Raw genomic sequence first — 11979 nt, 5'->3', positions numbered from 1 at the left:
CGCCCCAGACAATCCTAGCCTAGATGGTGGGCCATCGCCAATGCAACGGCTGTTTCGCCCCGCCGGGCAATTGTGCCCAAGCACGTGAGATCGGCTCAGCTATCGGCAAGCGACTTGGCGACGGCCGTCTTGACGCGGGTGTCGGTCGGGTCGACGGCCGAAGCGAAAACCTCGGCGATGTAGCCATCGCGGCCGATCAGGTATTTGTGGAAGTTCCAGCGCGGAACCTCCTTTGGTCGAGCATCCGCGGCCCATTTGTAGAATGGATGAGCCTTGGGACCGATCACGACAGCCTTGGCGGCGATCGGGAAGGTAACGCCGTATTGGTGATGAGCGGTCTCCGAAATCTCCGTCACGCCGCCCGGCTCCTGGCCGCCGAAATCGTTGGAGGGCACGCCGATGATGGTCAGTCCACGTTCGCGGAACTGGCTCCAGAGTTCCTGAAGGCCGGCATATTGCGGAGTATAGCCGCAGAGCGAAGCCGTGTTGACGATCAGCAGCGGCCGGCCGGTGAAGGACGCAAGCCGGATATCGTCGCCCGAGAGCGCGGGGAAGGAGAAGGCGTAAGCCGAGATCTTGCTCATCGACCCCTGCGCAAGTGCGCGAGTCGCGACGGGGCTCGTGAGCGCGGCGAGCGCTGCGGTGAGCATTGTCCTGCGGTTCAGCATGGCAACGTCCCCCAAGTTGATCCGGGGACGGATCATACTCCGGGCGCGTGACCAAGCGTGCTCAATACCGCGTTATGCGCGCCACAGCGCAATTAGCGCAGACGAACGATGAAATCCGTACCTTCGCCGGTTTCGCCCTGATTGATGCCCTGGTCGGAGACGATGATCGAGCTGCCTGTAGTCAGCATCTCGTTGATCTTCGCCATGGTGTCGGCGGCGATCGAGATGCGGTCGAGCGCCTCGGCCGGACTATCCGGCGAGATCACGGGCTTGGCGGCGATCGGGATGACGGCGGCCATGCGCTGGCGGCGCGTCATGCGGCTGTCGTCGTCACGCTCCACCGAGCGGACGGCGACGGGCATCGACACCACCGACCAATGCAGCGCGTTGGCATCGCTCTTGTCGGCTTCCGCGGTGAAGACATGCGTGCCGAGCGGACGGTCGCTGGCCGCGATCGTCACGGGCGCTTCGAACAGCGGCGAGAAGTTCTGCCGCACATAGACCTTGGAATCCTTGCGGCTGATGAAGACCGCGATCTGCCCCGCGCGCTTCGGCGGCTCGGGCTTTGCGGCTGGCGCGGGCTCGGCGACGCGGGTCTGATCCTTTTTCGCATCGGCGGTGGGTTGTGCAGGCGTCGGCGCCGTTCCCGCAGCATCGGGCTTCTTGACCTCGGTCGCTTCGGTTTTTGCAGGTTCAGGCTTGGCGGTCGCCTCGTCCGATTTCGGTTTTGCCGGTTCGGATGCGTCGGCGGTTTTCGCACCGTCCGTCTTTGCGTCTTCGTTGGGAGCTGCCTTGTCGGCGGAGGGTTCCTCGCGCGCCATCGCGTTGCCGATGGTTGCGTCCGATATCACGGTGTGGCCGACGGTCGAGCGCAGCTCCATCGCCGGCGCGGCGCTCACACTCCTGACCTCGGTGGCCTTGGTCTCTTCGGCCTTGCTCTCAGAAGACTTTGCCTCGGGCGCGTCTTTGTCCGCCTTGTCGGCGACCGTCGTCGTTGGCTGCTGATCCAGGCTCGCCGCGGGTTGCGGCGGCACGCGCAGGCTCGCGAGCAGGGGATGCGAGAAGCTGTGCGGCGTCATCTCGCCGGGCGTCACGATCACGCGCGCGCCCATTTTCGTCCAATTCCACATCTTCACCGCGAACGCCATCGGCATGCGGATGCAGCCATGAGAGGCGGGATAGCCGGGCAGGACGCCGGCATGCATGGCGACACCCGACCAGGTGATGCGCTGCATGTATGGCATCGGCGCGTCGCTATAGATGTTGGAATGGTGGAATTTGTGTTTCTGGATGACGCTGAACACGCCCATCGGCGTGGGATGACCCTTCATGCCGGTCGACACCGGCGATTCCGCGAACACGCCGTTGGAATCGTAGACCGTCACCCTCTGCCGGTCGATCGAGATGGCGATGACCAGAGGCCCTTGCGGCTTGGCGCCGGTCTCCTTCTCCGCGGTCTCTTTCTTGTTCTTGCCCAAGACAGTTCCGCGTTTGAGCGGCTTCGGGCGAACGAGCTTCGGTTGCGGCTGGTGGTAGTAGTAAGAACCGTCGGTATAGTCCGACCAGTAATACATCGCGGCTTCCGCATGGGTCGTGGTGCCGATCGCACCCGCCGCCGTCAAAATGGCGACCCGCCACAACTGCGCCCTTGCGGCAGAAGAACTGGTCACGCTCACGCTATTCATCCTCGAATCCGTATTCCAAATCAGTAGTTAGTCTCGCAAAGGGGATACGCGTTCACCAGCAGACCGGTTCAGCTATCAGCCAATTTTGTCCAAGCCGTAGCAAAAAAGCCTCACAGACCAGTAAACAGCAGCCGCGTGGGCAGGCTGGTCGCCTTCCTGATCAGCCCTCCCATCCCTACATTGCGGTGACTTGTTACCGGAGAACTTCATGTCATCTCGTTTCCCCGGTCTTTCAGGCATGTGCTTGAAAGGCCTCGCTTTATTCCTCCTGCTAATAGCCTTGCCGACCAGCTTTGCCCAAGCCGCCGACGAGCCCGATCTGATCTTCCGCCGCTCCACCGTGTTCAAATGGCTGAGCCCGAACGACAAGCTCGCGACCTATGGCCTCGACGATCCCGAGGTCGAGGGCGTGGCCTGTCATTTCACGGTGCCGGAGAAGGGCGGCTTCAAGGGCTGGCTGGGGCTGGCCGAGGAGGTCTCTGACATCTCGCTCGCGTGCCGGCAGGTTGGTCCTATCAAGTTCAAGGACAAGCTGGAGCAGGGCGACGACATGTTCCGCAAGCGCCGCTCGCTGTTCTTCAAGAGGATGCAGATCGTGCGAGGCTGCGATACCAAGCGCAACGTGCTGGTTTACATGGTTTATTCCGACAAGCTGATCGAGGGCTCGCCAAAGAATTCGACCTCGACCGTGCCGATCATGCCGTGGGGGCCGACGGATACCAACATTCAGAAGTGTGGCGACTTCTTCACTCAGTAACGAGACTGCGGCTGAAGCGCGGCTTTGCGAGATGCGAGCCGGTTAGCCGCACAAACGCCTGCGGTGCCACCTCGTAACCACGGTCGGATTGCAGCGCCATCGCGCCGGTGGCGCTGCGCTGACCCTGTCTCTCGTTGGCGCGATCCTGGTCCACGTCGCGTCCAATTGCGCGATCTCTCGCCATCATGATGGCCATCCCTCAACCCGAGCCTCGGTTTGTGCCGGGCTTATTGCTGTTCGAAGGCTTCCGTCGTCGCTGGAACGTCCCCGGTTCAGCGAAACTTCGCGCTTCTTTGCGCTCCTCTTCAGCAGAGAAACGTAAAATGCGTGTGAAGCGTCTGCCTCGGGACGGTGACCGCGGGCCGCGCGCCGCGGCTGTGGGAGAGTCGGAGGGGGCCGCGAAGCAGCGGTTGGCCGCCAGACGAGTTGACTGAAATTATTGGGTTTTTTGACCCAATGTTTCGTCGCATGCGCGCCGACGAAACAATTCTCACGAAGATGAAACCATTTTCCCATTTTGGCGCATCACGGACGAAACGGCCCATGGTTATGACCCAACCAGCGGTAGCGGCGCACAGCCGCGGGGAACTGGAGACTTTACATGCGGGCGCTCAGCTTCATCCTTGCTTTCGGCTTTGTCCTCGCCGGGTCCTCGCTGGCTGGAACGAGCGACAGCGGACTGCCGGGCGTCGGGACCTTTGCCTATAGCGGCTCGCCGGTTGGGGCCAAGGTGTCTCTGCCGATCGTGATGGCCGCGCGTATCTGATTGCAAGAATCTGATTGCAAGAAAAAAGACCAGTAGGATCAAGAAAAGCCAATCATGTTTCGCATCTGCGCCGCAGCTTTCCTCGCGTCCCTGCTTACGATCACCGCAGCCCAGGCTCAGGTGCGCTCTCCCAACAGGTTGCCGGATCCGCGCACCGACTTCGTGCGCCAATGTGCGCCGCACATGCTAGGGCGCTGGGCACATCCGGAGGAAGTCTGCGGTTGCCTGCATGATCATGCCGCCGCCGTTGTCGAGGACCGCGACCTGCGCGAGGCGCTACTTCGCGGCATCAGCGAGACCGGCGTGCCGACCATCGAGAACGAATGGGTGCCGGTCGCCAAGCAGTCCGAGATCGGACCGACCTTCACCAAGATCGCCAAGCCGACCCTTCAGTGCATGTTCGACCCGGCGAAGTAGTCCGCAAGCTATTTCGACTTGGGTCCAAACCGAGGCACACAGGTGCGGGTCGCCGTGATGCCGCTTTCGGTCATCTTCGCACCGCGCACTTCCTTGATCTGCCCGGCTGGGCAGGTGCCGTCATCGACCATCACGCGCTGGCCAAGCCGCAAGCCGACGATGTCCTGCTCGCGTCCCACCGTGCCGGCGTGCGCCAGCGTTGTTGTTGACAAGGCGAACAGCGCGCACACGCACATCGCGCGAAAATGGGTCATGACGAAAATCCCGGCCTCGATTTGGCGATGTTAGAAAGCCGCGCGCGATTCTCATAGTGAACCTTCGTCACGCGCGCCGTGTCGGCCTTTCGCTGCCGCGAAGCGCGGCCAGCGATTGCTTCGCGAGCTTTTCGGCTGATGCCACAAGTTGCGGAACCGAATGGCCGGAAAAGCCGAGAACGAAACCGGGCAGGGGACGGGTGCGCGCATAGGTGTCGGCGAGCAGCCAGCCTTCCGCGCCGGCCGCTTGCTTGGCCCGCGAGGCGACACGCAATTCGACCGATGGCTCGAACTGCGCGACCAGATGTAGGCCTTGCGAGGGGACGGGAACCGACAGCCGTCCGTCGGACGCGACCTCAAGCGTCGCAGCCAGTGCATCACGCGCTTCGCGATAAAGTTTTCGCACGCGCTTCAAGTTCGCGGCGAAGGCGCCGGAATTGAGCATGTCCGCGACCGCGCCTTCCATCAGCGTACCGGGAAAGCGGTCGAGCGCGGCCCGCGCGGTCGCGACCGGCCCGATCAGGCGCTCCGGCAGCGCGCAATAGCCGATGCGCAGGCCGGGAAACAGCGTCTTGGCAAACGTGCCCATGTAGATTACGCGCTCGAGCTGATCGATGCCGGCAAGCGACATCAGCGGCGCGCCGTCATAGCGGAACTCGCTGTCGTAATCATCCTCCAGCACGAAAGCGCCGGCCTCTTTCGCCCAGTCGAGAAGCTCGAGCCGGCGCGGCATCGACATCTGCACGCCCAGCGGAAACTGATGCGACGGCGTGACATAGGCCGCACGAGCCCTGGGTGCCACCGTCCGCCCCTTGGCGACGCGCAGGCCGTGCTCGTCGACCGGCACGGAGACGGCGCGATAGCCGCAATGGAGCATCGCCGCGCGAGCGGTGGGGTATCCGGGATCCTCGCACCAGATCTGGTCGTTGGTTTTGAGGATCGCGCCGAGCACGATGCGTAAGCCGTGCAGCGTGCCTGACGTCAGCATGATCTGGTCGGGATCGCAGCGCAGGCCGCGCGCGGCGAGCAGATGATCGGCAACCGCGACGCGCAGCTCGCGGCTGCCGCGCGGATCACCATAGTGCAGATGTTCGCTGCCGAAGGCGCGCATGCGTCGGCCGATGAAGCCGCGGAAGCGCGCCAGCGACCGTTCGTCGATATGGGTGCAGCCGAGCGCCAGCGTGCCCTGCCGCGGGGCCTCGACTGTGATCTTCACCCTGCGCGCATCGCTCGCGCGCGAGGGAATTTTCGCGGCGACGAACGTCCCCGAGCCGACGGTCGCTTCTGCAAATCCATCGGCGATCAGCCGCTCATAGGCCGTGACAACGGCGTTGCGCCGAAAGCCGGTCTGCTTCGCCAGCGTCCGCGATGGCGGCAGCGGCTCGCCAGGCCTGACCAGGCCTTCCACGATCGCGTGGCACAGTGCCTGGTAGAGGCGGTGCGCGGAGGAGGCGCTCGCCGTGATGTGCGCTCCCGCGAAATCGAGTGGCAGCTCGGTCTTGCGCGGCGGGGCTTTCGAAGACTGTTTGAAATTGGTCGGAATTTTTCGCATGGAATTGGAACTATCGCAGACCAAACCCTTCGCTACAACCCTCGTTGAGATCCGCCAATCCCAACTGGAGCAGCCCGTGTCAGAAGGTCAGACGTCCGCGTCCTATCCGATCTCCCAGCGCAACCGGGTGAAACGCCTGCATGAGCGCGGCGCCTACGATCACGCCACCGTCCACCGCATCCTCGACTCCTCGATGCTGTGCTACGTCTCCTATGTGATCGATGGCCAGCCCTATTGCACGCCGACCTTCTTCTGGCGGGAAGGGACCAAGCTCTATTGGCACGGCTCCAGCGCGAGCCGAATGCTGCGCAACCAGTCGGACGGCCAGAGAGTCTGCCTGACCGTTGCACATCTCGACAGCCTGGTGCTGGCGCGCTGCGGCTTCAACCACTCGGCGGACTATCGCGCCGTGATGGCCTTCGGCACCGCGCACCTCGTTACCGATCCCGACGAGAAACAGCGGGCGCTGGTCGCCATGGTCGATCGGCTTTATCCCGGGCGCACTGCGGGTTTGCGTCCGGCGACCACGCAGGAGATCAAGGCGACAGCGTTCATCGCAATGCAGATCGAGGAGGCGTCGGCCAAGATTCGCAGCAAGGGGGTTGGCGACGACGAGGAAGACTACGCACGGCCGATCTATGCGGAGCGCATTCCCATTCGAACTGTGCTTGGCGCCCCCGAGCCTTGCAAGCGCCTGCTCGACGGCGTCACGCGGCCAGCGATGCTGAATGGCTATTCGGAAGGCCGGCTGCTCGAAGATGCATTGCTGGATGCCTATTTTCAGGAGTACCCGGAGGGCTGAAATCGGCTAGCTTCGCGGCGCTCTTTGAAAGCGGATTGGAGTTGCCAGCATGAATGCCGAAACGCAGCGGAGGATTCTCGACGCCGTCGATGCCGGCTTCGAGGCCCAGCTTGCGACCACGCGCGACTTCGTCGCGATCCCCTCGACCCGCGGCGCTGAGGGCCCCTGTCAGGACATGATGGGCGACCTCCTGCGCGCGCGCGGCTACGAGGTCGACGACTGGCATATCAATGTCGACGAGCTCAAGGATCTGCGCGGCTTCGGTCCGATCGAGCACGATTTCTCCAAGGCGCGTACGGTGGTCGGCACCTACCGCCCGCAAACGAGCGGCGGCAAATCGTTGATCCTGCAAGGCCATTGCGATGTCGTGCCGGCGGGGCCGCTGGAGCTCTGGGACACCCCGCCATTCTCGCCCGCCATCAAGGACGGCAAAATGTATGGCCGCGGTGCCTGCGACATGAAGTCCGGCACCATCGGCGCGCTCTACGCGCTCGATGCGATCAGGGCCGCGGGCTTCAAGCCGACGGCGCGGATCCATTTCCAGTCCGTGATCGAGGAGGAGAGCACCGGCGTCGGCGCGCTCTCGACGCTCCAGCGCGGCTATCGCGCCGATGCCTGCTTCATTCCGGAGCCGACCGGCGGCAAGATGGTGCGCTCGCAGGTCGGCGTGATCTGGTTCCGCCTGCGGGTGAAGGGCCATCCGACCCATGTCGCGTTTGCCGGCTCCGGCGCCAATGCGATCATGGCCGCCTATCATCTGATCCAGGCGCTGCAAAACCTCGAGATCGAATGGAACGAGCGCGCGAAGAGCGATCGCCATTTCAAGACGCTCAACCATCCCATCAACTTCAACCCCGGCATCATCAAGGGCGGCGACTGGGCCTCCAGCGTGCCGGCCTGGTGCGACGTCGATTGCCGCATCGCAGTACTGCCGGGCTGGTCGATCGCCGATCATCAGAAGGAGATACTTGCTTGTGTCGCGGCTGCGGCGCGCAACCACCGCTTCCTCGCCAACAATCCGCCGGAGGTGGAATGGTCCGGCTTCCTGTCGGAAGGTTATGAGCTGACCAACGCGGCTGGGCCTGAAGCCGCCTTCGGCAGAGCGTTCAACGCCGTCTATGGTGGCACGGTCGAAGATCTCGTCTTCACCGCGCTCACCGATACCCGCTTCTACGGCCTCAACCACGGCATCCCCAGCCTCTGCTTCGGATCCTCCGGCGGCGAGATTCATGGCTTCAACGAATATGTCGATCTGGAGTCGCTGAAGAAGTCGACCAAGGCGATGGCGCTGTTCATTGCGGAATGGTGCGGGGTGGAGAAGGGGTAGCGTTCTCTCTCCGCGTCATTGCGAGCTTCGTAGGGTGGTCAAAGGCGCCCTTGCGCCGTGCCCACCACCTTTCCAGGATTGCGGCCCAAGTGGTCAGCACGCTTCCGCCTTCGCTCTTCGAGCTACGGCGGACAAGTCGCTTTGCCCACCCAACAGGCGCAACCAATTGCTTTAAGCTTAAAGTAAAGACTAGGACCGGCGCCCTGCCGGTGGCACACTGGCAACCTGTCGCCGGCGAATCCTCTGGGAGTAACAATGCGCGATTGGGATGATGCTTATGCCAACTCGGCCCACGTGCCGGGGTCCGACAAGCTGCCCGCGCTGTGGGCCGAGCGCGCCGCGGCGTATCGCGCGGAACTGAAGGCATTTCGCCCCGACATCGCCTATGGCTCCGGCGAACGCCAGCGCCTCGACCTGATCCTGCCGGGTGGCGACACAAAAGGCCTCGTCGTCTTCGTCCATGGCGGCTACTGGATGCGGTTCGACAAATCATCATGGACCGATCTTGCCGAAGGCGCGCGACACCACGGCTGGGCCGTGGCGCTGCCGAGCTACACGCTGACGCCGGCCGCGCGGATCTCCGACATCACAGCCGAGATTACGGCTGCCATCGCCACCGCGGCCGCGCTCGTGTCCGGACCGATCCGGCTCGCCGGGCATTCGGCGGGCGGCCATCTCGTCACCCGCATGCTATGCGACGATAGCCGACTCGAGCCCGCGGTCTATAACCGCATCGCAGCGACGCTGTCGATCAGCGGGCTGCACGATCTGCGTCCGCTGCTGAAGACCAAAATGAACCTCACGCTTGGCATGTCGATCGAGGAGGCAACGCTCGAAAGCGCAGCGCTGCATATGCCGCGCGGGCACGCGCCGCTCACCGCATGGGCCGGGGGCGCAGAGCGTCCCGAATTCATCCGTCAGGCCGAACTGATGGCCAACGTTTGGACCGGTTTTGACGTGCCGACGCGTCTCGTGATCGAGCCCAGCTACAACCATTTCACCGTCGTCGACGGGCTCAAAGACCCCTCGTCAAAAATCACTGCGAGCCTGGTTGGCCTGGAGTGATGGAGATCGATCGGAGAGCGGATGTCATGACCAGCAACGACTACGATCCCACCGCCGAAGGCGCCGAGACCGATTTCGCCCGGCGCATGTCCTACGGCGACTATCTTCAGCTCGATGCGATTCTCGGCGCGCAGCATCCCCTCTCGGATGCGCATGACGAGATGCTCTTCATCATTCAGCACCAGACCTCCGAGCTCTGGATGCGTCTTGCCATTCATGAGCTCAGCGCCGCGCGACGCGCCATCGCGCGTGACGAGGTCTCGCCGGCAATGAAGATGCTGGCGCGTGTCTCGCGCATCTTCGAGCAGCTCAACAACGCCTGGGATGTGCTGCGCACGATGACGCCGAGCGAGTACACGCACTTCCGCTCCAGGCTAGGGCAATCCTCGGGCTTCCAGTCGAGCCAGTACCGCCTGATCGAATATCTCCTCGGCAACCGCAATCACGCGATGCTCAAGCCCCATGCGCATGACGCCGAGGTCACGCGGCTTTTGGAGGGGGAGCTGGCGACGCCGAGCCTCTACGACGAGGTGCTGCGCCTCGCCGATCGCAAGGGGCTCGCGATGCCGCCTGCCGTCCTGGCGCGTGACGTCCGCGAGACGCACAGCCTCAACGAGGGCGTGCTGGAGGCGTGGCGGCGGGTCTACGAGGCGCCGGAGACGCATTGGATGCTCTACGAGCTCGCCGAAAAACTCGTCGACTTCGAGGATTATTTCCGCCGCTGGCGCTTTAATCACGTAACGACCGTCGAGCGTGTCATCGGGTTCAAGCGCGGCACCGGCGGCACCGGTGGCGTCAGTTATCTCAAGCGCATGCTGGAGGTCGAGCTGTTTCCCGAACTCTGGCGCGTGCGTACCATTCTTTGAGCAAGCCATGACCAAGACCCGACTTCGCGTCTATGACGACACCAGGGCGCTCTTTCATCTGCCCGAGGGCGTGATCTATCTCGACGGCAATTCGCTCGGCGCGCTGCCGCTCGGCGTTGCCGAAAAGGTCGACCGCGTGATCCGCCGGGAATGGGGCAATGAGCTCATTCGCGCCTGGAATACGGCGGGCTGGTATGTGCAGCCGCGCAATGTGGGTAATCGCATCGCTCGGCTGATCGGCGCGGAGGCGGGCTCGGTGATGATGGGCGATACGCTCTCGCTCAAGGCCTACCAGGCGCTCGCCGCTGCGCTCGACATGAACCCTGAGCGCAAGATCGTGCTCTCCGACACCGGCAATTTCCCGACCGATCTCTACATGGCCGAAGGCCTGATCGCGACGCTTGGGCGAGGGCACCAGTTGCGCCTCGTGGCGCCGGAGGCGGTCGAGGCTGCGCTGTCCGAGGAGATTGCGGTGCTCTACCTCACCGAGGTCGACTACCGCACCGGTCGCCGCCATGACATGGCGAAGCTCACTGCAAAAGCGCATGCGCTTGAAATCGTGACCGTCTGGGACCTCGCGCATTCGGCCGGCGCGCTGCCGGTCGATCTCGCGGCTACGGCTGCCGACTTCGCTGCGGGGTGCACCTACAAATATCTCAACGGGGGCCCTGGCGCGCCGGCTTTCCTCTATGTCGCGCCGCGCCACGCCGATCAGGCACGTGCCGCGCTCTCGGGCTGGATGGGCCACGCAAAGCCGTTTGCCTTTGATCTCGGCTATGCGCCCGCGGGCGGCGTGGAACGCATGCGCGTCGGCACGCCGCCGGTGCTCGCGATGGCCGCGCTGGAGGCTTCGCTCGACATCTGGGACCGCGTCGATCTTGGGGAAGTCCGAGCCCGCTCGCTGGCGCTCGGCGATCTCCTGATCGCGGAGGTCGAGCGCCGCTGCCCGCAACTCAGGCTGGTCACGCCGCGCGCGCACGAGATGCGCGGCTCGCAGGTCTCCTTCGCCTTCGACGGTGGCTATGCCGCGATGCAGGCGTTGATCGCCCGCGGTGTCATCGGCGACTTCCGCGCCCCGGACATCATGCGCTTCGGCCTCACGCCGCTGTATATCGGGGAGGACGAGATGATGAGGGCAGCCGAGATCATCGAGGAGGTGATCGTTGGCGAAGTATGGAGGCGACCGGAATATCAGGTCGTGAATGCGGTGACGTGAGAGGTAGGCTATCTTCCCAAGCTCAACCGTCATTGCCCGCGAAAGCGGGCGATCCAGTATTCCAGAGGCGGTGACGGGATGCGGAGAAGACGCAGCGTACTGGATGCCCCGCCGGAGCCTGTCATCGGGCTCGCCGAAGACGAGACCCGGTGGCGGGGCATGACGGCGGTAATGCTTCAACCGGCCTTGCGCGGCTTGGCGCGCGCTGCCGCCGGCGCTTTCTTCTTCGCCTTGCCCTGATTGTATTCGATCGCTGCGCGCACGAGCTGCTTCAGCGCCCGCGTGTTGATCTTGTCACCCTCCAGGAAGTCGATCGCGCGGCGCTCATTGCCTTCGAGGCCGGCGTTGAAGAGTTTTTCGGGATCGGCGAGACGTGCTCCGTACATGAAGGTCAGCTTCACCTTGCCCTTGTGGGCATTGGCGACCGCGATGATGCCGTCACGCTCCCACACAGGGCTGCCCATCCATTTCCATTCCTCGATGATCTCGCTGTCGGCATCGAGGATGGTCTGGCGCAGGCCCGCAAACGTCTTGCCGCGCCAGTCGGTGATCCCGGCGATCAGTTGGTCGATCTTTTCCGATGGAGTCATTTGAGTTCCTGTGC

At 63.7% G+C, this 11979-nt stretch carries 14 protein-coding genes; 8 read left to right on the top strand and 6 right to left on the bottom strand.

Going from position 1 to position 11979, the window contains the following annotated elements; genetic code table 11:
- Positions 1–95: 95 nt before the first annotated feature.
- Together SO180_RS27520 and SO180_RS27515 are read right to left on the bottom strand one after the other, a co-directional pair.
- Positions 96–668 carry a glutathione peroxidase gene (locus SO180_RS27520; protein ID WP_449381967.1) on the bottom strand — a complete coding sequence of 191 codons (573 nt, stop codon included), beginning with the start codon at positions 666–668 and terminating at the stop codon, positions 96–98.
- Between the two features lie 92 nt (positions 669–760).
- Positions 761–2353, bottom strand: a complete 1593-nt coding sequence (locus SO180_RS27515; RefSeq protein ID WP_449381966.1) for a L,D-transpeptidase — start codon at positions 2351–2353, stop codon at positions 761–763.
- 208 nt (positions 2354–2561) lie between these two features.
- Here SO180_RS27515 and SO180_RS27510 point away from each other — a divergent pair, with 208 nt between their 5' ends.
- On the top strand, positions 2562–3110 hold the full coding sequence (locus SO180_RS27510; protein WP_449381965.1) for a CreA family protein: 549 nt from the start codon (positions 2562–2564) through the stop codon (positions 3108–3110).
- On the opposite strand, the gene SO180_RS27505 is transcribed toward SO180_RS27510, so the two are convergent.
- Positions 3100–3297 carry a hypothetical protein gene (locus SO180_RS27505; protein ID WP_449381964.1) on the bottom strand — a complete coding sequence of 66 codons (198 nt, stop codon included), beginning with the start codon at positions 3295–3297 and terminating at the stop codon, positions 3100–3102. The two genes, SO180_RS27510 and SO180_RS27505, sit on opposite strands and share 11 nt — an antisense overlap.
- A gap of 414 nt (positions 3298–3711) precedes the next feature.
- Between SO180_RS27505 and SO180_RS27500 the strand changes: the two genes are divergently transcribed.
- Positions 3712–3876 (top strand): hypothetical protein, encoded by a 165-nt coding sequence (locus SO180_RS27500; protein WP_449381963.1) that lies wholly within the window; start codon positions 3712–3714, stop codon positions 3874–3876.
- A 51-nt stretch (positions 3877–3927) separates the two neighbouring features.
- On the top strand, positions 3928–4293 hold the full coding sequence (locus tag SO180_RS27495; RefSeq protein ID WP_449381994.1) for a hypothetical protein: 366 nt from the start codon (positions 3928–3930) through the stop codon (positions 4291–4293).
- An 8-nt stretch (positions 4294–4301) separates the two neighbouring features.
- On the opposite strand, the gene SO180_RS27490 is transcribed toward SO180_RS27495, so the two are convergent.
- On the bottom strand, positions 4302–4547 hold the full coding sequence (locus SO180_RS27490; protein ID WP_449381962.1) for a DUF6719 family protein: 246 nt from the start codon (positions 4545–4547) through the stop codon (positions 4302–4304).
- A 67-nt stretch (positions 4548–4614) separates the two neighbouring features.
- Positions 4615–6099 carry a MocR-like pyridoxine biosynthesis transcription factor PdxR gene (gene pdxR, locus SO180_RS27485; protein ID WP_449381961.1) on the bottom strand — a complete coding sequence of 495 codons (1485 nt, stop codon included), beginning with the start codon at positions 6097–6099 and terminating at the stop codon, positions 4615–4617.
- 76 nt (positions 6100–6175) lie between these two features.
- Here pdxR and SO180_RS27480 point away from each other — a divergent pair, with 76 nt between their 5' ends.
- From SO180_RS27480 to kynU, 5 genes are all read left to right on the top strand, one after another.
- Positions 6176–6901 (top strand): pyridoxamine 5'-phosphate oxidase family protein, encoded by a 726-nt coding sequence (locus SO180_RS27480; protein WP_449381960.1) that lies wholly within the window; start codon positions 6176–6178, stop codon positions 6899–6901.
- 49 nt (positions 6902–6950) lie between these two features.
- Entirely contained in the window at positions 6951–8228 is a 1278-nt protein-coding gene (locus SO180_RS27475; protein ID WP_449381959.1) for an ArgE/DapE family deacylase, read from the top strand.
- Positions 8229–8483: 255 nt separating this feature from the next.
- Positions 8484–9293: an alpha/beta hydrolase gene (locus SO180_RS27470; RefSeq protein WP_449381958.1), complete on the top strand. Its 810-nt coding sequence runs from the start codon at positions 8484–8486 to the stop codon at positions 9291–9293.
- A gap of 26 nt (positions 9294–9319) precedes the next feature.
- Complete coding sequence (gene kynA / locus SO180_RS27465) at positions 9320–10159, top strand: tryptophan 2,3-dioxygenase (protein ID WP_449381957.1); 840 nt, start codon at positions 9320–9322, stop codon at positions 10157–10159.
- A 7-nt stretch (positions 10160–10166) separates the two neighbouring features.
- On the top strand, positions 10167–11375 hold the full coding sequence (gene kynU, locus SO180_RS27460; RefSeq protein ID WP_449381956.1) for a kynureninase: 1209 nt from the start codon (positions 10167–10169) through the stop codon (positions 11373–11375).
- Positions 11376–11551: 176 nt separating this feature from the next.
- Here the strand turns inward: kynU and SO180_RS27455 are convergent, their stop codons facing one another.
- Complete coding sequence (locus tag SO180_RS27455; RefSeq protein ID WP_449381955.1) at positions 11552–11965, bottom strand: DUF1801 domain-containing protein; 414 nt, start codon at positions 11963–11965, stop codon at positions 11552–11554.
- Positions 11966–11979: the final 14 nt, after the last annotated feature.

This window comes from Bradyrhizobium sp. UFLA05-112, assembly GCF_053572325.1.
Note: the sequence above shows the minus strand (reverse complement) of the source record. Positions and strands in the feature narration are given on the sequence as shown.